The 25,910-nt window shown below is 57.4% G+C and carries 22 protein-coding genes; 11 read left to right on the top strand and 11 right to left on the bottom strand.

Translation table 11 applies throughout. From position 1 onward, the window contains the following. Nucleotides 1–120 precede the first annotated feature (120 nt). Both DSM3645_RS22015 and DSM3645_RS22010 read left to right on the top strand, forming a co-directional pair. The gene (locus DSM3645_RS22015) at nt 121–1,590 is read left to right on the top strand and encodes a sulfatase (RefSeq protein ID WP_050769483.1); all 1,470 of its coding nucleotides are present in this window, start codon (nt 121–123) and stop codon (nt 1,588–1,590) included. A gap of 7 nt (nt 1,591–1,597) precedes the next feature. After that, nucleotides 1,598–1,903, top strand: coding sequence for a hypothetical protein (locus DSM3645_RS22010; protein WP_002654797.1), 306 nt, complete (start codon nt 1,598–1,600; stop codon nt 1,901–1,903). Nucleotides 1,904–1,962: 59 nt separating this feature from the next. On the opposite strand, the gene DSM3645_RS22005 is transcribed toward DSM3645_RS22010, so the two are convergent. Beyond that, nucleotides 1,963–2,607 carry a zinc ribbon domain-containing protein gene (locus DSM3645_RS22005; RefSeq protein WP_002654796.1) on the bottom strand — a complete coding sequence of 215 codons (645 nt, stop codon included), beginning with the start codon at nt 2,605–2,607 and terminating at the stop codon, nt 1,963–1,965. Nucleotides 2,608–2,757: 150 nt separating this feature from the next. Continuing rightward, nucleotides 2,758–3,555 (bottom strand): type I methionyl aminopeptidase, encoded by a 798-nt coding sequence (map, locus tag DSM3645_RS22000; RefSeq protein ID WP_002654795.1) that lies wholly within the window; start codon nt 3,553–3,555, stop codon nt 2,758–2,760. A 334-nt stretch (nt 3,556–3,889) separates the two neighbouring features. On the opposite strand from map, the gene leuS reads away from it, so the two are divergent. The 4 genes from leuS (at nt 3,890) to DSM3645_RS28830 (ending at nt 9,309) form a co-directional block, all read left to right on the top strand. Beyond that, nucleotides 3,890–6,727: a leucine--tRNA ligase gene (gene leuS / locus DSM3645_RS21995; RefSeq protein ID WP_002654793.1), complete on the top strand. Its 2,838-nt coding sequence runs from the start codon at nt 3,890–3,892 to the stop codon at nt 6,725–6,727. Nucleotides 6,728–6,805: 78 nt separating this feature from the next. Then, entirely contained in the window at nt 6,806–7,363 is a 558-nt protein-coding gene (locus DSM3645_RS21990) for an inorganic diphosphatase (RefSeq protein ID WP_002654792.1), read from the top strand. Nucleotides 7,364–7,493: 130 nt separating this feature from the next. Then, nucleotides 7,494–8,786, top strand: a complete 1,293-nt coding sequence (locus tag DSM3645_RS21985; protein WP_002654791.1) for a glucose-1-phosphate adenylyltransferase — start codon at nt 7,494–7,496, stop codon at nt 8,784–8,786. Nucleotides 8,787–8,901: 115 nt separating this feature from the next. Continuing rightward, nucleotides 8,902–9,309 (top strand): hypothetical protein, encoded by a 408-nt coding sequence (locus tag DSM3645_RS28830; protein ID WP_002654790.1) that lies wholly within the window; start codon nt 8,902–8,904, stop codon nt 9,307–9,309. A 36-nt stretch (nt 9,310–9,345) separates the two neighbouring features. On the opposite strand, the gene DSM3645_RS21980 is transcribed toward DSM3645_RS28830, so the two are convergent. The 3 genes from DSM3645_RS21980 to DSM3645_RS21970 form a co-directional block, all read right to left on the bottom strand. Next, complete coding sequence (locus tag DSM3645_RS21980) at nt 9,346–11,265, bottom strand: hypothetical protein (protein WP_002654789.1); 1,920 nt, start codon at nt 11,263–11,265, stop codon at nt 9,346–9,348. A 94-nt stretch (nt 11,266–11,359) separates the two neighbouring features. After that, a complete protein-coding gene (locus DSM3645_RS21975) occupies nt 11,360–12,406 on the bottom strand; it encodes an SDR family oxidoreductase (protein ID WP_002654788.1) in 1,047 nt (348 codons plus the stop codon). Beyond that, a complete protein-coding gene (locus DSM3645_RS21970; RefSeq protein WP_002654787.1) occupies nt 12,406–12,909 on the bottom strand; it encodes a DinB family protein in 504 nt (167 codons plus the stop codon). The genes DSM3645_RS21975 and DSM3645_RS21970 overlap by 1 nt, the downstream gene beginning before the upstream one ends. Before the next feature lie 390 nt (nt 12,910–13,299). On the opposite strand from DSM3645_RS21970, the gene DSM3645_RS21965 reads away from it, so the two are divergent. Continuing rightward, on the top strand, nt 13,300–14,958 hold the full coding sequence (locus DSM3645_RS21965) for an HD-GYP domain-containing protein (RefSeq protein WP_116344550.1): 1,659 nt from the start codon (nt 13,300–13,302) through the stop codon (nt 14,956–14,958). A 40-nt stretch (nt 14,959–14,998) separates the two neighbouring features. After that, entirely contained in the window at nt 14,999–15,496 is a 498-nt protein-coding gene (locus tag DSM3645_RS28825) for a hypothetical protein (RefSeq protein ID WP_002654785.1), read from the top strand. Nucleotides 15,497–15,540: 44 nt separating this feature from the next. On the opposite strand, the gene ygfZ is transcribed toward DSM3645_RS28825, so the two are convergent. Then, nucleotides 15,541–16,497: a CAF17-like 4Fe-4S cluster assembly/insertion protein YgfZ gene (ygfZ, locus tag DSM3645_RS21955; RefSeq protein ID WP_002654784.1), complete on the bottom strand. Its 957-nt coding sequence runs from the start codon at nt 16,495–16,497 to the stop codon at nt 15,541–15,543. Beyond that, complete coding sequence (locus DSM3645_RS21950) at nt 16,494–17,750, bottom strand: lactate racemase domain-containing protein (RefSeq protein ID WP_002654783.1); 1,257 nt, start codon at nt 17,748–17,750, stop codon at nt 16,494–16,496. Before DSM3645_RS21950 ends, ygfZ begins: the two co-directional genes overlap by 4 nt. 153 nt (nt 17,751–17,903) lie before the next feature. Between DSM3645_RS21950 and DSM3645_RS21945 the strand changes: the two genes are divergently transcribed. Further along, on the top strand, nt 17,904–20,288 hold the full coding sequence (locus DSM3645_RS21945) for a redoxin domain-containing protein (RefSeq protein WP_002654781.1): 2,385 nt from the start codon (nt 17,904–17,906) through the stop codon (nt 20,286–20,288). A 62-nt stretch (nt 20,289–20,350) separates the two neighbouring features. Here DSM3645_RS21945 and DSM3645_RS21940 read toward each other — a convergent pair whose 3' ends face one another. Beyond that, nucleotides 20,351–20,680, bottom strand: coding sequence for an Hpt domain-containing protein (locus DSM3645_RS21940; protein ID WP_040352919.1), 330 nt, complete (start codon nt 20,678–20,680; stop codon nt 20,351–20,353). Between the two features lie 409 nt (nt 20,681–21,089). Here DSM3645_RS21940 and DSM3645_RS31465 point away from each other — a divergent pair, with 409 nt between their 5' ends. Together DSM3645_RS31465 and DSM3645_RS28820 are read left to right on the top strand one after the other, a co-directional pair. After that, nucleotides 21,090–21,572, top strand: coding sequence for a keratin-like protein (locus DSM3645_RS31465; protein WP_131282790.1), 483 nt, complete (start codon nt 21,090–21,092; stop codon nt 21,570–21,572). 233 nt (nt 21,573–21,805) lie between these two features. Next, the gene (locus DSM3645_RS28820; RefSeq protein ID WP_002654776.1) at nt 21,806–23,536 is read left to right on the top strand and encodes a DUF1598 domain-containing protein; all 1,731 of its coding nucleotides are present in this window, start codon (nt 21,806–21,808) and stop codon (nt 23,534–23,536) included. 48 nt (nt 23,537–23,584) lie between these two features. Here DSM3645_RS28820 and DSM3645_RS21930 read toward each other — a convergent pair whose 3' ends face one another. The 3 genes from DSM3645_RS21930 to DSM3645_RS21920 all read right to left on the bottom strand — a co-directional run bounded on the left by DSM3645_RS21930 (nt 23,585) and on the right by DSM3645_RS21920 (nt 25,805). Beyond that, nucleotides 23,585–24,223, bottom strand: a complete 639-nt coding sequence (locus DSM3645_RS21930; protein WP_002654775.1) for a DUF1801 domain-containing protein — start codon at nt 24,221–24,223, stop codon at nt 23,585–23,587. Nucleotides 24,224–24,253: 30 nt separating this feature from the next. After that, entirely contained in the window at nt 24,254–24,580 is a 327-nt protein-coding gene (locus DSM3645_RS21925; protein ID WP_002654774.1) for a YbjQ family protein, read from the bottom strand. 76 nt (nt 24,581–24,656) lie between these two features. Continuing rightward, entirely contained in the window at nt 24,657–25,805 is a 1,149-nt protein-coding gene (locus tag DSM3645_RS21920) for an FAD:protein FMN transferase (RefSeq protein WP_002654773.1), read from the bottom strand. Between the last annotated feature and the right edge of the window lie 105 nt (nt 25,806–25,910).

The raw sequence follows: 25,910 nt of genomic DNA, 5'->3' as shown, positions 1-25,910 counted from the left end.
GTAGTGACGATTTACGTTTCGCTGTCCCCAGACGAAATTCCATAGCTCTCTGTCGCCATGGTAGCGACTAGAATAGAGCGTGCTCACGCTGCCTTGTTGAACCCGCCGGGAGACTTGCTGATGCCTTGTTTTTGCACTTTCGCGGTGTCGCTGCTCGCCGCAGTCTGTTTCGTCTCCGCAGCGAGCGCCGCTGATCGCCAGCCGAACGTCTTATTCATTGCGGTCGATGACTTACGGACCGAACTTGGCTGCTATGGCGCTTCGCAGATTCACAGTCCAAACATCGATCGATTGGCTGCCGCTGGGACCGTCTTCACACGGGCCTATTGTCAGCAAGCGGTCTGCTCGCCGTCGCGCACCAGTTTGATGACCGGACTCCGGCCCGACTCCACCAAGGTATATGACCTGGTGACCCACTTCCGCAAGAATGTGCCGGATGTCGTGACGTTGGGACAGCACTTCAAACAGAACGGCTACTATAGCGTCAGCATGGGGAAGATCTATCACGGGGGCTATGACGATCCGCCGACCTGGAGCGAACCGGCTCGCAAGCCGCAAGGAGGCGCTGGTTATGTGCTGGCCGAGAACTTGCAAACGATCACAGACAAACGAAACGCCGCCAGGGCGAAAGGCCTGAGAGGGGTGCAGCTAAGTCGCGCCGCTCGTGGCCCGGCGACCGAAATGGCTGATGTTGCCGACAACGCCTATGCCGATGGAGCCGTCGCCGACTTGGCGGTCAAATCGCTGCGTGAGTTGAGCCAACGCGACGAGCCCTTCTTTTTGGCGGTCGGTTTCGTAAAACCTCACCTGCCGTTCAACGCGCCCAAAAAGTATTGGGACATGTACGACCCGGCCAAGATTGAGTTAGCCGCCAATCCTTATCCGCCGAAGAATGTGACTCCCTACTCGCTGACCAGTTGGGGTGAGATGCGCGTCTACGATGGGATTCCGAAGCAGGGAGATCTATCACCCGAAAAAGCTCGCGAGTTGAAGCATGGCTACTATGCCTGCATCAGCTACACCGACGCCAACGTTGGCAAACTGTTAGACGAACTCGACAAGTTGAAACTGACCGACGAAACGATCGTCGTATTGTGGGGAGATCACGGTTGGAAGTTGGGCGAGCACAACAGTTGGTGCAAGCATACGAATTTTGAAGACGACGCAAACGCGCCGCTGATCATACGCGCCCCAGGTCAAAAATCGCCTGGCGCCAAATCGACGGCGCTGGTCGAGTTTGTCGACATCTATCCGACTCTCTGCGAATTGGCCGCACTGCCGTTGCCGCAGCATCTAGAAGGAACGAGCGCCGCGCCCCTGTTAGATCAGCCGGACGCCGCTTGGAAAACGGCCGCGTTCAGCCAATATCCGCGTCGCCAGATCATGGGTTACACGATGAAGACCGACCGCTATCGCTTCACCGCGTGGAAGAACAAAAAGTCAGGCAAGGTAGTCGCGACCGAATTGTATGACCATCAGGTTGACCCGGCTGAGAATGTTAATGTTGCCGGGCTGACGGAGAACGCGGAGTTGATCGTGCAATTGCAAAAACAGTTGGATGCCGGCTGGCAAGCGGCCAAGCCGAAATAGAACCAGCATGAAGACCGCCGCTATTTACGTCTGGATCATCTTTGCGCTGATATTTGTCGCCATCGGCGCTGGCTTGATCATTGGTTTTGGTTCTGGCGTTATCAGCATGCAGGGAACAGAGGTAACGATCCGCTGGGATGCGCCCCTTTCAGGCCGAGTTCCTTATGATCGAAATGACGTTCAATTCCACAACTTTTATGCTACGACATCGATCTACTTTTTCGTCGCATTGCTGACAGTTCCTCTCGCGCTGCTCGCAATCATTGCGGCAGCGCTATTCAGTCGAGGTTCCAGACAGCGTGAGTTGGCATAAAAGGGGATCAGGTCCCAATTTTGCTGCAAAATTGGGTTTATGCCAAGCGTCGTAGCAAGCTACGCCGCGATTCGCTTTTGCTCGCTTGCCGGCAGTCCCATCTCGCTGTGCAAATCGGCGAAGAGTTGCGCCAACGCATTCGTGCTTTTTCCCCAGTCAAACATCTGACCAGAGATGTCGGTCTCGGCGCCGACGAAAGCACCTTGTTCCATGCGGACCACGGAGATCCTGAGGTCTCCCTTCATCGCCAACATCGACGAGGGGAACTCGGCCGTTAGCAAACAACCGCCGTCTCCTTGTTGGACGTTTAGAATCGGCTGGCCATGTTTCGCTAAGCTGCAAACAGCGCGTGCAATGACGCGACCGATGGGCGCGGCGATTTCTTCGGCTCGTTCTTTGCCGGTTCGAACACCAACTTTGGCCCACATCGGTTGAACGACTTCGGCCAGGCCCGCATAAGAAATGGGGGAGTCGATCACTTTGTCGCAGATCGACAGAAATGTCTCGGCCGACATTCCTTTTTTCGCGTGCTGCGCATGGCTCGCGATGACGTCACGCACGGCGGCGACGTTGACGATCGCCTCGTAGCGGACATCGTGTTCCCAGTCTTCCGTCAGCGGCGCGGACGCGTCCGCTTGCAAAGGATGACCACAATGGGAGCAAAACTTGCCTTGGGCCTTCGACCCGCACTCGCAGCAGAACATCCTTGTTCTCCGTGCTAGCAAAATGAGAATGACGCTTCGCCTAACTCTTGTTTCCATCGGCAAGCGAGGGGGGAGAAGTGAACCAACAAAAAAGCCGCCAGCGATTTGCAGGCGGCTTTCTTGTTTTTCTGCATGCTGGTTGTCAGATGCTTAGAACTGATGTCCGATTTGCGGGCCATTCTGCGTCAGCGTCAGGATCTCGGGACCAGTTTCGGTCATCAGGATCGTGTGCTCGAACTGGGCGCTCAGCTTGTTGTCTTTGGTCCGAACCGTCCAACCGTCGCGGCGATCGAGGACCGTCTCGTGCGTGCCGAGGTTGATCATCGGTTCGATCGTGAAGCAGACGCCTGGCATCAGGAACACGTTGTGCGTGGCGCGGGTCGGAACATGCGGAATCGATGGCTCTTGATGGAACCGACGGCCCAGCGCGTGGCCGACGTATTCTTCCACGACGCCGTAGCCGTGCTTCTTCGCTTCGGCGACGACGGCGCGGCCGATGATTGCGACACAGCACTCCGGCGTGATCGCGGCGATCGCGGCGTGCATCGCATCGAAGGCGCACTGCGTAACGCTGCGAGCTTCGTCCGAGACTTCGCCGATCAAGATCGTTTCTGACTGATCGCCGTGCCAACCGTCGACGATCGACGTGATGTCGACGTTGACGATATCGCCATCCTTCAACTCATAACTGCCGGGGATGCCGTGGCAGATTACTTCGTTGACGCTGGTGCACGAGCTTTTGGGAAATCCGTGATAACCCAAACAAGCAGGGACGTGTCCATGATCCAGCGTGTATTCGTGGATCAGACGATCGATTTCTCCGGTGGTGATTCCGGCTTGAACATGAGGACGGATGAAATCCATCAATTGGGCGTTAAACTTGCCCGCTATGCGCATGGCGTCGCGATCGGTGTCGACCAGCCTTAAATTTCTACGTCCATCGAGCATGAAGGATTGCCTTCCGAGTTTATACAATGAGAGGCGAAATCGAACGTCGCACAGGCCCAGCGACATGATTTACAAGATATGAAGAAGTTTAACAACGACCCGGCCATCAGCCTACGCATCGTCCAACAATTCTGGAATGAAAACGCCGATCGACAAGAAGATTTCGCCCAATTTTCGGCCCCTACCGATTTTGCCGATCCGCGGCCGTCGATTGCGATAAATCGGGCAAAGAATTAGAATCACGGCTTTCTTGGCGGTTGGCGAAAGCCGAACAAAGATAACGGCTTACGTACAAACTGCCACGCTGACGCTTCCCAAAAACCACGATAGACAGATGCCGCGCTACAATCCCGCCGAAATCGAACCCAAATGGCAGCAATTCTGGGAAGAAAAGCGAACTTTCGCGACGCCAGAAATGCCCTCCGGCGAAAAGATGTACGTGCTGGACATGTTCCCCTATCCCAGCGGGGATGGTCTGCATGTCGGTCACCCTGAAGGATATACGGCGACCGATATCGTCTGCCGCTATGCCCGCATGCAAGGCAAATCGGTTTTGCATCCGATGGGTTTTGATGCGTTTGGTTTGCCGGCCGAAGAGCACGCAATCAAAACGGGGACCCCCCCGCGAGTGCAGACTGAAAAAAATATCGCCAATTTTACCCGTCAGCTGAAGATGCTCGGCTTTAGCTACGACTGGGAACGTCAGATCGCGACCACCGATATCGAGTACGTTCGCTGGACGCAGTGGATATTTCTGCAGGTTTACGATACCTGGTACGACCGCGAGCAGCAGAGAGGGCGTCCGATCGCCGAGTTGCCGATTCCGGCCGAGATCTCCGCCGCAGGCGCCGAAGCGGTTCGTGAGTATCAAGACGAGCATCGCCTGGCCTATCTGAACGAAGCCCCGGTCAACTGGTGTCCCGCCTTGGGAACGGTTCTGGCCAATGAAGAAGTGATCGACGGCAAAAGCGAACGCGGCGGTCACCCGGTGCAGCGAATTCCGCTGAAGCAGTGGATGATGCGGATCACCGACTACGCCGATCGCCTGGAGAGCGATCTGGAGGGGCTCGATTGGTCGGAAGGGATCAAAGCTCGCCAGCGCAACTGGATCGGCCGCAGCACCGGCGCCGAAGTCGACTTTTATATCGGCGCCGCCGACAAGCTGGCCGACTGGAAAACGTCGCGCGCCGCCGGCGGTTTCCCCCGTAAACCGAGCGACAATGTCTTGCGCGTCTACACAACGCGTCCCGATACGCTGTTTGGCGCGACCTATATGGTGATTGCGCCTGAGCATCCGTTGGTTGATGCGCTGACGACCAGCGAGCAATCGGCCGCCGTCAAAGCTTACTGCGACAAAGCGGCCAGCAAGAGCGACCTGGAGCGAACCGAACTGGCCAAAGAGAAGACCGGCGTCTTCAGCGGTTCGTACGCGATCAATCCGGTCAACGACGAAAAAACGCCGATCTGGATCGCCGACTACGTGCTGATCAGTTACGGCACTGGCGCGATCATGGCCGTTCCGGCGCATGACGAGCGCGACTTTGAATTCGCGCAAACGTTCGATATTCCCGTGATCGCCGTCGTCGATCCTGGTGAATCCAAAGACGTCGAGCGAGCCGAAGTTTTGGCAGGCAAAGTTTGCTCGACCGTTGACGGCGTCGCGATCAACTCAGGCAAATACGACGGTACCCCGACTTCCGAGTTCAAAGGCAAGATCGCCGAAGATTTGACGACTGCCGGGCTGGGACGAACTGCGGTCAATTACAAGCTGCGCGATTGGCTCTTCAGCCGGCAGCGTTTTTGGGGCGAGCCGTTTCCGATTCTCAAAGAGTTGGACGCCGACGGAGTGCCCAACGGCAAGATCTTACCGGTTCCGGTTGATCAATTGCCGGTCAACTTGCCGCATCTTGAGGACTTCAAGCCGCTGGGCCGTCCTGAGCCGCCGCTCGAAAAAGCGTCGCACGATTGGCTGTATCCCATCATCGACGGCGTGAAGTACAAACGCGAAACCAACACGATGCCGCAATGGGCAGGTTCGTGCTGGTATTACCTGCGATTTATTGATCCGACCAATGATCAGGTTTTGATCGATCGCGAAAAAGAAAAAGCTTGGATGCCGGTCGACTTGTACATCGGCGGCGCCGAGCATGCCGTGCTCCATCTGCTGTACGCGCGGTTTTGGCACAAAGTGCTGTTTGACCGCGGCGTGGTCGGCACGGCCGAGCCGTTCCAGAAGCTCGTCAATCAGGGAATGATTCTGGGCGAGCTGGAATATACCGGTTATCAAACCGCCGCTGGTCGCTGGGTTTCGCACAATAAAACCAAAACCGACGCCGCTGGAGAGCGGATCGACCCGAAGACGAGCGAGCCGGTTGCGGCCGTCAAGTTGGAAGCCGACGCAGTCGAGAAGCAGGGGGATTCCTTCGTCCTGAAGGCCGACGCCAGCGTGAAGATCGACGCCCGCGCAATGAAAATGTCGAAGAGTCGCGGCAACGTCGTGAATCCCGACATCGTGGTGAAAGAATATGGCGCCGACAGCCTGCGACTTTACGAGATGTTCATGGGGCCGCTGGAAGCGACCAAGCCGTGGAGCATGGCCGGGGTGAGCGGCGTCCGGAACTTTTTGGATCGCGTCTGGCGCTTGATCGTGGACGACTTCGCCGAGACGACGACGCTGTTGGCGGCAGTTCAGGAGATTGAACCGACGGCGGAGCAAAACAAAGTGATCCACCGGACGATCGAAGCGGTGACGCGGGATCTGTCGAGGTTGGAGTTCAATACGCCGATCGCACGGATGATGGAATTCACCAATTTCTTCACCAAAGAAGAAGTGCGTCCCAAGTCTGCGATGAAATCACTGGTGTTGATGCTTTCGGCCTATGCACCGCATATCGCCGAAGAATTGTGGGCCGTGTTGGGCGAAAGCGAGACGCTCGCTTATCATCCTTGGCCCCAATTTGATGAAAAGTTTACGAAGGATGACGAAATTGAAATCCCAGTGCAGATATTGGGAAAAATTCGTAGCAAAATCGTCGTCGCGGCCGATATTTCTAAGGCCGATTTGGAGAAAGCCGCATTGGCTGACGAACGCATCCAAACGCTAATCGTCGGAAAACAGATTGTAAAAGCCATTGTGGTCCCTGGCCGCTTGGTCAATTTTGTCGTCAAATAAGCGAACTCGAACGCCGCCATCGGCGGTCAAACAGACCCCGCCCATTTCTTCTCTTTTAATTGACAATTAGGACGAACGATGACGCACTCTTGGCACGACGTCAGCCCCGGCCATCGCATGCCGACTGAATTTTGCGCAGTCATTGAGATCCCTACCGGATGTAGTCTCAAGTACGAGCTCGACAAACAAACCGGTTTGTTACGGATGGATCGCATTCTTTACTCGGCCGTGCATTACCCGGCCAATTATGGATTTATTCCGCAAACCCTCGCCGATGATGACGATCCGTTGGACGTGCTGGTTCTTTGCCAAGAACCGGTTTATCCGTTGACGTTGATTGAAGCCCGGGTCGTGGGCCTGATGACGATGATCGACAGCGGCAAGCTGGATCATAAGATCATTGCGGTCGCCGTGAACGACCCCGAGTATTCGTCGTATCGCGAAGCGGTCGATCTGCCGAGCCATCGCCGCAACATGTTGCGGCGTTTCTTCCAAGATTACAAACAATTAGAAGGCAAAACGGTCGAAGTCGACGAAATGCAACCCACCGAGATGGCGATTCCGGTGATTGAAGAAGCGTTGCAGCGCTATAGCGAGCAACGTCGTCGCGGCTTTGATGTAAAACCGTCGAGCTAGCTCGTTCCTCATCAGAACTTCTCTTTGACCGCCGCCTGCGACGCTTGCCAGAGCGGCGACGAGACTGATATGCTAGGGTGGAAAAGACCCGCCCACGGACAAACTTCTTTGAGGAATCTCGGTCGAAATTATGCGTAATGTCATCTCTCTGGTACTGGGCGGCGGTCGCGGCACTCGGCTCTATCCGTTGACCAAGTACCGATCCAAACCGGCGGTGCCGCTCGCCGGAAAATATCGCCTGATCGATATTCCCCTGTCGAACTGCATCAACAGCGATCTGAACCGCATCTATGTGTTGACGCAGTTTCTCTCGGTCAGTTTGCATCGTCATATTCGGCAAACCTACCGCTTTGACAATTTCCGCGGCGGATTTGTCGAGCTGTTGGCCGCTCAGCAAACCGGCAACGAATCGACCGATTGGTACCAAGGTACCGCCGACGCGGTTCGTAAGAACCTGAAATACATTCAGCAATACGGCACCGACTACGTTTTGATTCTCGCGGGGGATCAACTCTATCGGATGGACTACCGCAAGATGCTGGAAACCCACATCAAAAGCGGCGCCGACGTGACGATCGCCGGCATCCCGGTGACGCGCGAAGACGCCGGTTCGCTCGGCATCATGCGTTTGGATGATTCGGGACGCGTGGTCGGCTTTGTCGAGAAGCCGCAAACCGAAGAAGATTTGAACCTGGTCCGCATGGCCCCAGACAAGCTGGAGGCGCTCGGCGTAAAGAGCCAAGGCCGCGACTGCTTGGCCAGCATGGGCATTTACTTGTTCAATCGCGATACGCTGGTCGACGTGTTGGAAAAGACCGACTACGAAGATTTCGGCCGCGAGATCTTCCCGGCGGCGATTCGTTCGCGCCACGTCCAATTGCATGCGTTTGACGACTACTGGGAAGACATCGGCACGATTCGCGCCTTCTACGAAGCGAACCTTTCGCTGGCCAATCCCAATCCGCCGTTCAGCTTCTCGGACGAGGATGAACCGATTTACTCGCGTGCTCGCTTCCTGCCGCCGACCTTGATGTCCGAGGTGACCATCAAACGAAGCCAGATCGCCGACGGTTGCCGCATCGGCGCCGGTTGCGTGATCGACAACAGCGTCGTCGGTTTGCGCAGCTTGATCGGCGAGAACGTCACGATCAAAGATTCGGTCCTGATGGGCTCTGATTATTTTGAGACCGAAGGGGAACTGGCCGATCACCGTAGTTGCAAGCGCCCGCCGCTGGGCATCGGCAGCGGATCGGTCATCCAAGGAGCGATCATCGACAAGAATTGCAACATCGGCAAGAATGTCCGCATCGTCAACGATCACGGGATCGAAGACAAAGAATACGACGTAGGCGTCACCGTGGTCGAAGGAATTCCGTGCGTTGAAAAGGGCGCCCAGATTCCGGATGGTTGGACGCTGACGTAACGCGATACCGTTGATTGATAATTGCTGAAAACACCCTCTCCACCAGAGGGTGTTTTTTTGTAGTGGACGACGAAACAATGGGAATCATCAATTTCCGCTGCGAGGAGAATTCACCATGTCCTACGGCCAAATGATTTTGCTCACCGCGGCCGATCCATGGGATCTCGAGCGGCTCGAAGCACATTTGTGCGCCGACTGCGAAGCGGAGCCCGAGATCGGCATGCTGATTTCATCGTCGCCAGAGGGCGCTCGCTTTCTCGAATTGCAGTGGGAAGATTGGGCGATTGCGGTCGTTTATGAGAGCGGCGACATCGTCCGGCAAGAGTCGGCGGAAATCGCCCAGTCGTTCGCAGAGTTTCGGGAAGACCAGGAAAGAATCGCCAACTGCTCGCAGCGGATTATCGTGATGGCGAGTGATGATCCGGAGATGGAGCATTTTCACGATTTCGCGCTGCTAATCGAATCGCTCGAAAAGTTGCCCGGCGCCGTGCTGTTTGATCCCGAGAATGAAACGTTCAGCTAGATGCTTCCGATCTTCGCAGCGCGCGGCGGAAGCGGATTAGTGTGCGAATGCGTTCTTTGGCAGCGGTTGAAACTGCTCGCTGTCAAAGAATGTCGCCAGCGGCGCGTCATCGGCAATAGTCAGCTTACGTAAGTCAAAGCGAACGGCCGGAGCGTATGGCTGTCCTTTTGTTCCAATGATCGCGACCGCGGCGCCGTTATCGCCGGGTGATATCTGCGAGTCGGCGATCCGTACGTTGGCCGAGAAGGGGAGGTCGCGATCCGCTTGAAAATGATGCCACAGCATTCCGCCGGTGGTCGTTAGCTGCGAACCTTGAAAGTGAAAACGGAGCGGTGATGGTCCCGCTTGGGTGCGGACCAGCCCTCCGACTCCTTCGTAGTGACACCGGTGCAAGTGGATCGCCGCATCGCCGATCGCCGACACGTCGACTCCGACCAGTAACTGGTCGAATCGGCAGTTGTCTAGCTTCGCTTCCGGCAGCGACTGCAATCCAGCCGACGTTCTTTCCACAGGGCGCCATGCTAGTGCGATCGATTCCGCCGCCGCTGCGCCTTGCCAACGAAACGTGCAGTCGCGCAGCGTGATCGAGGACGCGGCGACTTCTAGCAGCGCGGCTCTGCCGGCGGCGGTCGATCCGCTCGCGACAAAATCAATTCGCTCCAGCGTCAACTTTTCGGTCGTTAGTCGTAATGGCGCCGCGTCGATCTCCAGGATCGTCCGCGCGTTTTCTGCGGCCGAGATCGTCGCTTCCGCGGAAATTGCTTGAGGAAACTGGCTTACCGTTAGCCTGCTGGGCAGAACAACGCGGCGGAGAGCCGCTGTAGGCATTTCGATCGACGCCAGGTGGATCTCGCGGGAAGGCTTGGCGAGAACTTCGGGGACGAGCGGCTTCGCAGTGACCGCTGTGAGCGGAGCAGGAGAGCGGATCGGCAGTTCTGGCGAAGTGACGCTAGGCGATGGCCAGCACGCCGCCCCGACGGCAAGTAACGCGGCGGCGCTGGATGCGACCAGCATATTCCGTTTGCGGCGGCGGTTCGCTTCCTCGCGAAGATGAACATGCAGCGACGGCAACACCAGCGGCGGGTCGCCAAGATAGTTTTGCAGCAGCCGCGCGTCGGCCTGATCGGACGGCCCCAACAAGGCGAACCAATCGGCCAGCCGAACTTCGGGTCTGTTCTGACGCGTCTGAAGTTCGCACAACAGCGGATCGGCGGTCAACGAGTTAAAGGGGACGCGCGGCGGCGCGCCATGCGGAATTCCACACAACAGTTGCCGCATCAATTGCGCCAGTTGTTTCATGTCACTCGACTTCCGCAGCGGGCTAGCGGATGGCCAACAAACGCCCGGCAGCGGAGCACTGGTGATTCCGTCGGCACTCAGCAAGACCGTCTCCGGCGAGACGCGCCCATGCATCCGTCCGGCGGTTTCGAGCGACAGCAGTTGATGAACCAGTTGCCGCAGGATCGCGATCACGACCGTCGACGGCATGCGACCGTAGCGGGTCAGCAACTCGGCCAAGGTTTTGCCAGCGGGAAGAATCGCCGCCGCCCAGTGAGAGTCTCCATTTTGTCCGGTGTCGACGATTCGACCTCGATAACCGGCGATCGGCGAGAGCGGCCGCTCTTGCAGCGGTTGCTTGCCGACTGCTAGCAAATAGCCTGACTGGCCTTCGCTGGTCGCTTCGTACCAATCGATCCCGTCCAGCGAGAGGCGCTTGCGAGAAATCAGATAAAGGCCGCATGTGAGTTGCGATTCGCGGCCGGCGTAGAAAAATTCGGCTTGCGTCGGCGTCAGCAGTCCCAATCTTTGTAGGGCGTCGATCCAGACGATGTCCATCTCGCGGAGCGCTGCAGGCGTCTCGCTCAGACGTTCTTCGGCCGCTCTTAGCGCAATCGGTTCGATCCAGCCGCAAGCGGCCAGCCGCTGTGAGATTTTGGCGGGGATCGACTTAGACATGGTGGAAACCTGAACCGAACGAGGAAGGTCAGGCTAGTTGCTATCAGAAACCCGCTGTTTGGGCAATCGAGAACTGCCGCAGGGGCGATGGCGCTCAGTCGAAAAAGCGTGGGTTGCGGCAAAGCAACTCTTGAATCCGATGGGGGCCCCGCTCTTCGTCCGCCGGTCGCTCGTGATGCCAATCGGCGTGCGTCGGCATCCAGCATTCTTCCAGCGGCCATGGATCGAACGGTTCGTATCCCAACTGATCGGCCAGCTTGGTCGAGTCCATGGTGACATCGCCGGCCCGCGGAGGAATGGGACCCGCTTCGACTCGCATACAACCCATTAAATTGTGCGGGTTATAGTCGCCGACGCGATTGATGATTTGGGCGATTTGATACAGGCTCAAACGACGCGGACCGCCGGCATGGAAGATGCCCGCCAAATCACGCCCCAATACGTCGTCGATTACGCGATTCATGCAATCGGTGTAGGTGGGGGTGCGAATCTCGTCGTAGTAGAGCGTCGCCGGTTTGTTCTTCATGAAACGCGATTGAATCCAATCGATCGCACCGGCGTGCCCGTTGAAGCTGACTCCCATCGGCAGCGAAATTCGTAGGACCGCTGACTCGGGGCGCTCTAGTTGAATGAGATTCTCCGCCGCGGCCATCGTTTTGCCGTAGATGGTGACCGGATCGGTCGGTTCATGCTCGAGATAGCCGCCGCCCAGCTTGTCGGAATAAACCAGGTCGATCGAAAGCTGAACGAGCCGCGTGTCGCTTCCTTCTAACACGGTCAGCAGATTGCGAACGCTTTCAAAATTGATTCGCCAAGCCATCGACGGGTCGAGCTCGCACGATTTGAGGGCGCAACAGCCGCCGCAGTTGAGCACTGCGCGAAATTGATACTTGTCGAACAGACGCTTCATGCCGTCAACGTCTTCGACATCGCAGGCGACAATGTTGTCGCCGAGCATGCGCCAATTGTTGACCTGACGAACCCCGACAACTTGGTCGGGGTATTTTTCGGTGAAGTAGGGGAGCGCGTTATAGCCGGGGACGCCTGCGACGCCGGTTATCAGCAGCGGCAACGGCGTTTGTGCCCGAGTGGTATCAACGGCCAGATTTCGTGCTCGATGGATTAGCGTGTTTTGAATCATTACCAGCGGTAGTCCGCTCCCAGAAGGCGGCGAATAAGCCCAATTTGCCCGGCGTGCAGCATTTCATGCTGGCCACACCAAAGGAGGCTGTCGAGTTTTGTGTGGAACAGGGGGTGAGGTTCTTCAGGGGGGTCGGACAAGCGGGAAATGGGGAACTGCGGCAGCTCTTCCATAACCCGGCGATGAACGTGATGAAAAACCGACAATATTTCGTCCGGGCAGGGATAAACTTCCGGCTGTGGGACGGGAGTCGATCCTTTGCCGAAAACGCGCAAGAAGTCGGCGGAAATGAGTTCGTCGTCTCCTTCCGCCGGACCGCGCACGCGCCGCAACGCCAACCGATATTGGGCCATCGCTAAATGCCCGACTTGCCAGGCGATATGCGAAATCCCTTCATCGGTCATTCGATACCAATCGGCGTGATCGATCGACTCGATCAGATCCGTGGAATAACGGCGGACGGCCTGGATCTGATGAAGTGCGACTTCTAGCGAATTCATCATCGGTTTTCTCCAGCCCCAGCATTCTAGGCATGTTCATCGGGGGTAGGTAGACCTCCGTATTGGGTCAACATGCCGGAATTCGGTGATCCGTACTGCGGATTCTCAGAAATCCCCCCTTGCAACTAGACTATTCGCCGTGAGTCGTCTAATTGGCCCACCCCAACAGCGGGTTGTGACGGTATTTCCGCTGATTCCGGCTCTCTGGAGGGTAGCGTTTCTCGAACCATCTCCATCGTCGCATCCATGATTATCTGCGGATCGTACTAATTTGAGCGCGAATGAGAAATCAGAAATTGCAGTTACCTTTTGCCCAACCTATGTTTCAGCAGGAAAATTGCCCTTGCGTATGGGAATTGATCCGTAAGTACAGTCCGAGTCCCGGGTTTGACTATGTCCACCCTGCCAGGCGCACCAGCGCTGCCAACTAAACCGCTAGAACGACATGCAAATTTGCATCGTCTCGAGCTAGTAAACCGAGAACTGCAAACTTGGTTTGGCGTCGACTTTTCCTATTGGGATGGCGAAACCGGGGAAATGATGCGTGCTGCCGAGATGCAGCCTTCCGGCGATGAGAACTACCTCTCGCCGATTGTGCGCGCTGTCGCAGTCAAGAAAAAACCGGAAATTGTCGCCGAACAAGCCGGAGCTTGCATCCTGGCGATGCCGCTCGCGATGGATAGCGCTACGATTGTCGCAACGAGCCCCTTTCTGACCGGCGAACAATTTGAGTGCGACGATGACGTCGAAGCGCTGGCGCGACTCTTGGGAACGACCCCTGATCGCGCTGGTCAATGGAAAGGAGAACAAAATCGCTGGACGACGCAAAGCCTAGAGCGGATCGCCCGCTTACAGTTGTCGAAACTAAGCGTGGATGATGAGGCGCGACGTCTGTCGAACGAGATCGACAAGATCTCGGATAGCCTATCTTCGACCTACGAAGAAATCAGCTTGCTCTATGGCCTGACGCAAAACTTGCGAATCTCCAGCAGTGACGAGCAGTTGGGGGATCTGGCCCTGAACTGGTTGTTAGAAGTGCTGCCGTGCGAAGGGCTGGCGATCCAATTTTTGCCGACCCGCGACGACGACGTTTCGTCGAAGGGGCGGAACGAAACGAAGACGCTGAACGTCGGCGTTTGTCCGCTTCAGTCGGAAGAACTTTCCCGTTTGGTCCAACATCTAAATTTGGGCGAGAAGGGAGCGCCGTTTGTCGCGAATCAACGGATCACGGCTCGCGAAGAATGGCCGTTCCCAAAAGTGCGTCAACTGATCGTGGTGCCGCTCGCCGAAGGGGATAACATCTTCGGTTGGATCATGGCCTTCAATCACTGCGAGAACAAAGGTTTCGGCACCGTCGAAGCGAGCTTGCTCAGCAGCGTCGGCGCGATCCTAGGCATTCATAGCGGAAATATCGAGCTTTATCGTCAACAGTCCGAATTTGTCACCAGCGTGGTGCAAGCGTTGACGTCCGCGATTGATGCGAAAGATCCCTATACTTGCGGTCATAGCGATCGCGTCGCCCGGCTGTCGGTTTGCTTGGCGCGGCAAATGGGACAAGATACCGACTCGCTTAATTTGCTCTACATGGCGGGTCTGCTGCACGATGTCGGCAAGATCGGAATCGATGATAGCGTGTTACGCAAGCCGGGCCGCTTGACCGACGCCGAGTACGAGCACATCAAGCTTCATCCGGAACTAGGGTACAACATCCTCAAGGGCTTGAAGCAGATTGAAAAAGTCTTGCCGGTCGTGTTGCATCATCACGAGCAATGGGACGGAAAAGGATATCCGCATAAGCTGAAGGCGGATGATACTCCCTTGCTCGCAAGAATTACCGCCGTCGCGGACGCTTATGACGCGATGTCGAGCGATCGTCCCTATCGCAAGGGAATGCCGGAAGAAAAGGTCGATGCGATCTTTCGCGATGGCGCCGGCCAACAATGGGATCCGGCGGTGATTAACGCCTTTTTCGCCGCTCGCGACGAACTCCGCTCGATCCTGAGCGAAGAGAGAGCCGAAATCAGGTTCGATGTTCGCGACTGGCTAAAATAAATCGGGTCGAATTGCTCGCTAGAATCTCTATACTGAGAGAATGGCTCACAGCGAAGAAGACCGTGAAGATCTTATGCAGGAAGCGACCGCTCTGGTCCGCCGCGGGGCCTACAACGCGCCGCAGGAAGTCGAATCGGTGACGATCGGTTTTCGCACGAGTGGCGCGCTGAGTCTCTATTTTGGGCCAGACCCGGTCTACCAATTCAACGACGCCGGTCAGTTCCGCCGTGGATATATCGACGGCGAACTTATCAAGGCCGATCACAATCGCTTGATCCGCATGCGTCGCGAGCGTAACGAGCAATCGACCTCGTTGGTCTCTACGCCGCTGAGCGATGTCGATCAGGCCGAACTGATCATCAAAATGGAATGGCGCCTGAGCACGCTTGCCGAATCGATCGAAGAGGGCGAGGTCGACTGCATCAGCGTGATCCCGGCCGGGACGGAAGTCGCCGGAGAATTCTTAGCCTGGTGGCGACAACAACAGATGAACATCGAAGTCGCCGCCGCTCCCAACGTCGTCGCCCCAAAGGCGTAGCCATCTATCTCTTCGTAGCCCGCAACGCAAGTTTTGAGGTTGCGTTATTTCTTTGAAGAGAAGGGGAGTGCTGTGATTTCGACCGGTCCGTTGGAAGTCTCCCACGTTTGCCCCGGCTTATCAAAACCGCGGCGCACCATCGCCAGGCCGATCCATTGATCTTGATCCTGCGAGAAAGCGATCGACGTGACGTTTAGCGCCGACTTGCCGTCGATTTCAAAGGTCGCTTCGTCGCTTGGCTTTGCGGCGAACTTCACGCCGAGCAAGCGACGGTTTACATGTCCCAGCGCATCGATACGCGCGATCGTCTCTTGTCCCAAGTAACATCCCTTGGTGAAGCTGATCGCCGCGGCGTCGCGGTCCGCTTCTTGGGCGAGATTCTCGCTGGTGATATCGCGACCAAAATACGGAAAACCAGCTTCAATACGCAGTGCGCTGAGCGCTTCCTCGGTCCCTTGCGGCAACGCGGCCAATGCGTCCGCCGGTGCGGCTTGGTTCTCGCCGCTGGCGATCACTCCCCAGGCCGAATGCCCGACATAAGGCGTGCGATAGATCGTCACGTCGTCGTCGGCGACGATCTGCAAGTTGGTTTCCGGCGGCGCAATCCCCCACGTCTGCTCGATCCATGTCGCCGCATGCGGACCAACGAGCAGGTATTCGCTCGTGTCCGCCGTACGATCGACGACTTCGACATCTTCAATCACCGCGTACTTTTGAAAATGGGGGAGGAGCGTCTCAGCTTGATTGGACACGCCGGTGAGGAGGATCGAATTGTCCGTCGGCAGTGCGAAGAAGTGTCCCAGGATCCTCCCCTGCAGGGTCGGAATGAACGTTTCGCAGCCTTGCCCCGGCGGCAGCTTTTTGATCTCGGCGGTCGACAGATTGTGCAGGAACTTTACCCGGTCGGCGCCCGACATTTGCAGACGCGTCCGACGGGGTAGATTAAAGCAGAGCGGCTTTTCCAAAGGATCGGCAGCCGAACGAACTTCAGACGAACTCATAGTGCGTATTGATCCCAATCGATATCACTCGAAATCTCTTCCCCTTCGACCGCGACTTCGGCCAGTTGCCCATGCGCGATGAACGTGCACGAGTCGTAGTATTCGCACACCTTGCGAGCTTCCTCGAGATTGGCGACCGGCGCCATGTTCAGTTCGTCGACAATCGCTTCGGGCAAGTTGCTCAAGAGGTAGATCTTGTTGCGGTCGAGCGTGGTCGCCAATTGCAATGCGGCGACGGCGTCAGTGGTGCGCTCGCGACGGATTCGGCGGCGCTGATCATCCAGATCGTCGTGCTCGGCCAATTGCAACATGGTCGCCGAGGGATGGGTCGATAACTCGCAGCAGATCATGATCGCCGCGTTGTCGTCGGCCGCCGCCGAAGCGACGGCAAGCGCCCGGGCGAAGTTGGCCCAGGTTTGCTGGTAGTGGCCGCCGCTGATTGCGACCACCGCCAACGCGGCGCGTTTGGAAGGTTGATAGCGCCACGTTTTGGCGAGTTCGGCTTGGATCTGCGTCGAAAGCTGGTCGATGGCGCCGGCGCGAATCGCGCTGATCGACTCGGGGCCATTCGCTTCGACCTGAAGTCCAAACAGCACGCCGAGGATATGGCCCACTTCGGTCGCTTCGCCGGCGCGACGTTTGCGTAAAACCGGTTGTTCGACGAAGGCCGGCGCCGAAAGACGTTGCATCGTTTCGCGGTCGGTGAACGTGGGGAAGACCGCTTCGTAGGGGCCGAAGTAGTCGAGCGACGAATCGAGACGAGCCAATCCGACCGGAACCACCATGTCCGCGTCGCTAAGCGAACGGTTGATCATGATCGGGCGATTCTCTTTGGTCGCGCCGATGAACGCCAGCTTGTTGCGGTCATCGGGGTCATGACGCTCGACCGTGACATCGTTGCGCTCGCCGATCATTTGCTGAACGGCCGCTTCCAGATCTTTGGCGGCGTCGTGCGGCAGAACGATAGCCATGCGGCGATCCGCCATCTCCGGCCGCGCGACGACTTGCAAAATCGCGGCGATGATTTCGTCCACCGCCGGAATATGACGGCCAATCGCGAAAGCGATGAGGTCGCCCGGCACGGTGGCGTCGGCAAGTGCGGGGAACTGCGGAGGATTGGTCAGCGCCGCGTCGACTGCTTCCCCGACCGATGACAGCGTCGAACCGGCCCCATCACAGAGGGCGACGACCTTGTCATCTTTCAGTTCCAGCTCGAATTTTTGGCTTTCGCCGAACGATAATGAGATCTGCATGGTCAACTACGCACAATGTGACAGCGAAATGATTCCTGCAATCTTAGAAGGGATTGTCGCTGGGGGTCAACGAGTCGAGGTTTACGCCGAGACGCCAAATCGATGATAATGGGCCTTTTCTGCGAGTCGCAGTTTGTCGGAAGGGATGTCGTCATGCGAGTTTGGATCGTTCTCTTGGTCCTTGGCCTGTGCCCAGCGGTTGGGTGCGAAAAATCGACTGGTTCAGCTGGAAAATCAGCCGCCGACACCCCCAGTCAACCGGCGGATGCGGTCGTTGACGACCCTAAAACGCCGCTCGAACTATTAGAGGGGATGGCCGCCGCTTATGCTCAGGCCGATTCTTACCTCGATCATGGGAAGTTGCGGCTGAGTCGAACGCTGGCCGGAGAAACGACCATCGATGACGTTGCATTCTCCGTCAAATGGAAGCGTCCCAATTATTTGCGGATTGACGCCTACCAGGTGATGATCGCCTGTGACGGAAAACGGTTGATCGCCAAAATTTTTGACGAAGCGACCGAAGAAATGGATCATCAGGCGTTGGTTCGCCCGGCGCCGGAGCAGATTGACGCGGCGGTCCTCTATCTCGATCCGCAGCAAAGCGACCCGATTTTGTCCGAGATTTTGGTGGGCGGCATCGTGGGGCCTCCGCCAACGCTGGAGATGTTGTTGGCCCAAGAAAAGCCTGACTTTACGCAAGAAGCGACTCACTACGTGCTGGGGGTCGATGACAATATCAATGGTCGCCGTTGTCATCGGCTGATTTATCAAACGCCCAATGGTCCGCTGACGATGTTTGTGGACGCAGACAACTTTTTGCTGCGTCGGATCGAATATCCGCAAGAGCCGATGCTCTCGGCGTTGAAAGAGAGCGATCCTCACGCCAAGATCTCGCTAGTAGCCGATTTTATCGACGCATCGATCGGCGACCCGATTCACGAGAATGAATTTCTCTTCAATATCCGTGGAGACGACAAGCAGGTCACTTATTTCGTGCGTCCGTCGCAAGCGTCGACCAGTCCGCTGCTGGGCGAGACGCCGCCGGAGTTCACGCTAGAGCGACTCTCCGGCGGCGAGATCGCGTCGACCGAATTTCTGGGCCAGCCAACCCTGTTGGCGTGGATCAACGATCACCCGTCCAGTCGCCTGATGGCGGAACAACTGACCCGCTTTGCGGCGGACGCTTCGACCGGGGTGGATGTAAAACTGATTTCGGTCGACCCGCGTGAAACGACCGCCGAGCAAGTGCAACGGCGGCTCGAGCAATGGGGCGCCAATTTCGCCGTCTATCGCGATGGGCAAGCGGTGGGACAACAGCAGTTCCGCATCCCAGGCGCACCGACGGTCGTTCTGTTGGATGCAAAAGGCCGCGTGCAGTTTATGGAAGCGGGCGCTACGCCGGATCTGGCCGAACGCCTGTGGGGAATTGCTCGTCGCATCGCCGATGGAGAGAACGTCGCAGCGGTGACGCTGACGGCCGCCAGAGCAGAGCAAAAGCTGTATCAAGCGGCGTTGACCGCATCGATGGCAGGCAAAAATCCGTATCGTGATTTGCCGCTGCCGGCGGTTGATTTGGCGCCGGCTCGTACGTTGAGTCACTTTGCGGCGGAGACGGTCTGGTCAACGACCGATGTCGAGCAACCAGGCGCCGTCGCCGTGCTGCGCCACGAAGAGAGAGAGCGTATTTTTGTCCTCGACGGCGGTACGGCTATTTGTGAACTCGATAGCGATGGCAAGCTCGTGTCGCGGCATGATCTCGATCTGGGAGAAGAGGTCGTTGTCGATCGTCTCCGCGTCGCCTCGGCGGACAAGGGATTGCGGGTTGCTCTTTTTGCCGCGAACGCTCAGCGACTTTGGCTGCTCGACGAACAGCTTGAGCCGTTGTTTCGTTACCCGACCAGCGACGCGCCGCATGCCGGAATTGCCGACGCCCAACTTCTCAGCGGCGCCGAGCAGACGACGTTGGTGGTCGCCTTTCATGGAGAGGTCGGCGCTCACGGCGTCGATGAGACCGGAAAGCGACTCTGGAGCTTTCGCGACATGCTGCAGCTGCGCGACTTGGCGAGCGTCGGCGCCGGACAGATTGCGTTGATGGACGCATCTAGCAAAGCGCTGGTGATCGATCGCCAAGGACAAATTCGCCGTGAGATCGCGTTGCCGGGGCGCTCGTTGCTGTCGCTCGCGTATGACGCGCCGTCTGGCGAACTGTTGGCCCTGGCGCTGGCCGAGATTGAAATGTTGGAGTTTGACGCGCTGGCCAAAGATGGCGCGCAAACGTGGAGCTATCCCCTGCCGGCGGCCGAGTTGCCGAATGTTTCGCCGCCGATGATAGCCCTCGCGATTGGTCAGCAGCGCGGTTGGTGCGGGCTCGGCCCCGATGGGACGCTGCATCTCATGCAACTGGACGGCGCAGTGACCGATCGTCTGTCGTTTGGCGAAATGCCCAGCGGTCTGGCGTCGATAAACGGCGCCGACCTGATTGCTACGCTGCCGGGGCGCATTGTCCGGCTACGATTCGCGCTGGCGAAGCAGGAGTAACGGCGATTCGGCAGGCGCGGCCGCCTGCACGACTTCGCCGTTTCTCAAACGTTTCCATTCTGCTAGCTAGGAGCGCCGCTACGAATGCGACGGCATATTCCGGCGAGTTCGCGACACGAAGCGATCATCGCCTGGTCGCCGGCTTGACTGCGGCAGTCGTGTTCGAGTTGAGCAGCGTACGGCGTAATCTGCCCAAATCCATAGCTGCCGGCCGCCCCTTTCAGCTGATGAGCGATTCGACCGAGACCTTCCCAGTCATTCTTATCGACGCAATTCAGCATCGATTCGATTCGGTCCGGCATCTCGTCGACGAACATTTCTACGATTTCCGCCAAGTCGGGATCATCCCCCAACTCAGAATAGAGCGGTTTGCTGATGGATTGAATTGACATTTCGCACTCCTGTTGTGCCTTTGTTGCCCCTTTGCCCCTTTCGCCCATTGGATAGGGCGCTGCATTTAAAAAGGGTAGGTCGCAAATTGGGCAAAGCAGGGTTAGGAGAAGTAAGAACAGGCTTTTGAGAGGGGGTAACAGCTCCGTAAGATGCTCCGTTTAGGGATTTTGCATCGGATAATCGTGACGTTCGGTACGTTCGGACCGGGAAAAGAAATCCGTTCGCGAAAACAGAGTCGCATGGTTAACCTGGGCGTCCTGGGAGGACGATAGCATCAGATAGCGTTCGTCACTGAACGAGTAGGTAATCTCTGCAAGCTGGTGGGTCTCATAGTTTGTTTGCTATGGAGACGCTGGCGCCGCAAGAGCCGTTTTAGTTTTTTTGTCGAGACTTTTGGAGTTCTCACAGATGAAGAGCCGTCTTGTTCTCCCGGCGTTTTTGGTTGTCGCTTCGATCTTTGCTGTCGTTGCTGCCAACGCCGAAGCGGGCCTGTTTGGCCACCACGGTTGCGGTTGCGAGCCGACCTGCTGCGCGCCGGAACCGACCTGTTGTGCCCCCGAACCTAGCTGTTGCGATCCTTGTGATCCCTGTAGCTGCCGCATGGGCTTGTTTGGCAAGCTGCGTGCGAAACTTGCTTCGTGCTGCAAGCCGAAGTGCTGCGAATCGAGCTGCTGCGGCGCCGAGCCGACCTGCTGTGCCCCGGAACCGACCTGTTGCGCTCCCGAGCCGACCTGCTGTGCTCCGGAACCGACTTGCTGCGCTCCTGAGCCGTCGTGCTGCGAACCTTGCTGCAAGAAGCCTTGCTTCCTGAAGCGTCTGTTCAATCACTGCAAGAAATCGTCTTGCTGTGAGCCGACCTGCTGCGCTCCGGAACCGACCTGCTGTGGCTAATTGCCCACACCAGTAGTCCCGTCTGAAACTGAGAAAGAACCGCTTACCGCTTGGTAAGCGGTTCTTTTATTTCTTGCCGCTCTCCATTCTTGCCGCAGATTCTGGATCTGGTTCATTGACGCGCCCGCCAAACGGTTGACAATAAGGAGAAGTCGACCGTGGGCCCCCTTTTGGTTGGGTTTCGCTTCGCTTAAACTCTTCGCCGCGCTCCTCGTTGAATTGAGAGAAACGCCATGTCACGGCTTTTTCCCCTCGCGCTGTTGCTTTTGCTGGTCGTCACTGGGGGCCAAACTTCGGTTGTCTGGGGCGCCGGACCCGATCCGATGATGGCCGACTTTGACGCGTTGCTAGTCGCCGGCGAGTTTCCACCGGCGATCGATCTCGCCAAAAAGGCGAAGACCGCCGAGCAACGCGATCAGATGTACGCTCGATTGGCTCGCGCTCAAGCGGCCGGCGGCGCCAAACAAGCGGCGATCGCCAGCGCTCGCTCGATCGCCAGCGATCAATACCGGACCGAAACATTGATCGGGCTCGAGAAGCCGTTGACCGCGCGACCCGGTGCGATGGGAGGAGGCGTCGAACCCGACTTTGATCAATTGATCGATTTGATCACCACGACCATCGAGCCCGAAACATGGGATCTGCTGGGCGGCCCGGGCGCCGTTGCCCCGTTTGAAAGCGGCGTCTATGTCGATTCCAAGGGAACGCTGCAACGCGCCCAACTGCGTGACCGGTCGGGACGTTTAGAGCTGATCCGTGAAGCGACTGGCGGCGACTCCGGCAACCGCCGCGCCGCGGTCAGCTCGCCGCTGCGCAAAATCTCTCTGAATCGTTTGGAGCGGGAAGTTCATCTGAAGATGGCGGCCGGCGAGCCGTTGGATGAAGAAATGGTGCGACTTGCCGGAATCTACAAAGTGAAATACGTCCTGGTCTACCCCGAGACCGGCGACATTGTGATCGCCGGTCCAGCCGGCAACTGGACGCCCAACGCCGAAGGCCGCGTCGTCAATATCGAGACGCAGCGCCCCGTATTGCGGTTGGATGATCTGGTCGTCGTCATGCGAAACGCGCAGCGCGACAAGGGACGCTACGGTTGCTCGATTACGCCGTATCAAGAACGACTCGCGGCGACGCAAGACTTTTTGAAGAAGTCAGGCGAGAAGAGTCTCAACCCGCGACAACGCGACAAATGGCTCGATGATCTGCGGCAAACGCTCGGCAAGCAAGAGATCGAAGTCTACGGGATCGACGCCGACACGCATGTCGCGCGGATCCTGGTCGAAGCCGACTATCACATGAAGCGGATCGGCATGGGGCTGGAAGAAGGAACGCTGGGCGTTCCCAGCTATCTTTCGATGGTTGAGCTTGGCCCTGACGAAACTCCGCCGCCGATGGACGTACTGCGTTGGTGGTTCGCGCTCAATTATTCGGTGGTGGCGACCACCGACTCACGCGATATATTTGAAATCCGCGGCCCCGGCGTGCAAGTGCTGAGTGAGAACGAGTTGTTGGCCAAAGATGGAGAGCGAGTCCATACCGGCAAAAGCAGCACGCTCAACGAAACCTTCGCCCACAATTTCACCAAACACTACGATGCGCTGGCGAAAAAATACCCGATCTACGCCGAACTGCAAAACGTCTTTGACTTGACGCTGGTCGCTGCGATCATCGAGAAAGAAGCCCTGGCCTCACGCGGCGCTTGGGGACAGACCTATTTTGGCGTCGAAGGCCGCTATCGCCCCGAACGCTTACTGGTCGCTAAAGAAGTCGAAACGATCATGAACCACAAAGTGATCAACAAAAGGCATATCATCGCCGGCGTCAGCGGCGGAGTCCGCGTCGACGCGTCGAAGTTTATCACCGACGAAAACTTCAAGCTCGACGAATATGGCCTGCTGGACGCGGATCTCAAGGGCAGCGTTGTTCCGCCGAAGATGGCGGCGGAAGCCTGGTGGTGGGACTAACGTGTACTGGGTGCGGTTGTTGAAGCTGGATGAACGGCAAGCAGCCCTTTAACCAGTCGATTTATGCGAGCCGTCGCATCGCGGCATTTTTTTCGATAGCCCGCAAATGCAATCCTCGAGCCCTTTGCCGGCGAGAATGCGCGGCGTCGCTTTTTCAATCCGCGATTCTCGGGTTTGGGATTGTTTGGCGGCGGTGAAGTGGAGGAGATAGCCTCGTTGTCGTCCCGGGGTTAATGCGTCAAAGGCCGTTTTGAACGACGGATTTTCTCGCCACTTCTGTTGAAGTTCAACAGGAATATCCATCTCTCGATTCTGGTCGAAATCGACTTTCAGGCCCGCTTTTTCGATTTCAATCGCTTCGTGGATATAGGCCTGCAGGATGGATTTCGCTTCCGTAACTTCGCTCACATCGGTGAACGACATCATGCGGGCCGCTCGTGAATTTTCGCCAGGCTTGGTCAAAACGCCGTGCGGATCCTTGAGGAGTGAACCTTTCAGAAAGCCAAGCGTGCAGCATGCTTTCAACTCGCCGATGATCAGCACGTTGCTCTTCTGATAGGTGTAACAAGGACTGCGCCATTTAAAATCCTCAGTCAGCTCGCTGGCGAGAATGATTTTTCGCAGGGCCCGCAGTTCTTTCGGCCACAGCTTGGCGTTTTGCAGATACTCATTCACTTTCGGATTCATGCGACGCGTGCTCAAAGTGGGCGATGGGATTTAGAAGTGGACCGGTTGAATCTTTACAGCGGTCCCATAAGCAAGCACTTCCGTCGCGCCTTGCATAAATTCGGTCGCGTCGTAACGCATGCCGATAATCGCATCGGCCCCCGCTTCTCGCGCGTGTTGCAGCATCAGTTCGTAGGCATGCCGCCGCGCTTCTTCGCAGACGTCGGCGTACTCTGGAATATTACCGCCGCCGATCGAGCGGATGCCGCCGACCAAACCGCGGGCAATCCCCGTCGACCGCACGACAATGCCGCGGATGACGCCGCGATACTCGATGATTTGGTAGCCGGCGATTTCGTTGCCGGTGGTGACAATCATGATTGGCTTTCTCAAGGATGGGTAGAGATTATGGAAATTGCGTTACCGGTTGTTGGGTAGCGTTACCAACGTTTCCTTATGCGCCCTCCGGCAGAAATTTCTCTTCAATCGCCCCACAAAACCGCAGCTCAAACGTATTGCGCCGCGCCCCTTGCATCGCAAACAGCACGCCCACTTCGGGATGCTGTTCGCAGTAGGCGGCGGTTCGTTCAGGGCCCATCACAAAGCATGCGGTCGAGAGCGCATCTGAGATCGCCGCGGTCGGCGCGACGATGGTTGTCGACAGCACGCCTTCGGCGGGCCAACCGGTGCGGGGATCGAGAACGTGCCCGTAGCTGCGGCCTCCTTCGATGAAGGTTTGATGCGCGGCGCCGGAGGTTCCAAGCGATTCGTCTTGCAGCACGACTTCGCCGATTCGCTTGCCCGGCAGATAGGGATGCGGCACGCCGACGCGCCACCCGACGGTCTCGCCCAGCAGACGTGAGCCGCGGGCCAAGACGCTGCTGGTGCCGCCGTGGAACAGGAAGTTGTCGACTCCCTGCTCGAGCAGAAATTCGCTCACGCGGTCGAGCGCGTACCCTTTGCCGATGCCGCCGAGATTGATTTCCATCTCCGCCCGTTCGTAGAAGACCGTTCGGTTCTCGGCGTTGAGCGTCAGATGTTGGCTGCCGACCTTGGCCAGCGCGGCGGCGAGTTCCTCTTTTTCAGGCACGCGTCCTTTGCGCTGATAAAAGCCCCAGATTTTGGCGAGCGGTCCGGCGGTGATGTCGAAGGCGCCGTCGGTCTCGGCGTAGATTTGTTGAGCTTGAACCAGCAGGTCAAAGAACCCCCGCTCGATCTGGATTGGCGCAAAATCGGCGGCGGCATTCAATCGCGAAGCTTCGCTGCTCGATCGATAGATCGACAGTTGTTCTTCGTAGTCATCAATTTTATCGAGCGCGGCGACTGCCGCTTCGGCGCCCAGGCGATGTTGGCCGGCGTTCAGATAGATCGCGAACGTACAGGCCATCGCTTCGCGACTGACTTCGACCAGGTAACTGTCTTGCTCAGCGGGCGATTCTGGCGTTTCGCCGTCGGCGCCAGCTTCGGCAACTTCGTCGGCAGGGCGCGCCGCCGGTTTTACCGATTTGGGGGGCGGCAACGGTTCGGAGGTCAGGTCGTGCAGCGCATCAACGGCCGATTTTCCCCGTAAAAAGTCGCGGCGGTTCGATTTGCGAGAATTCATCAGAGGCGATTTACGTTCGATTGCTTGCCGAAAACTGTTTCGTCGTCGATACTTCGATTATAGCGCTCCCGGTCTGCGATATCGGTGCGTCGGCGAAAAAAGGGG

The sequence above is a fragment of the Blastopirellula marina DSM 3645 genome, assembly GCF_000153105.1.
GTDB classification, from domain to species: domain Bacteria; phylum Planctomycetota; class Planctomycetia; order Pirellulales; family Pirellulaceae; genus Blastopirellula; species Blastopirellula marina.
This window is presented reverse-complemented; position numbering and strand designations above follow the sequence as displayed.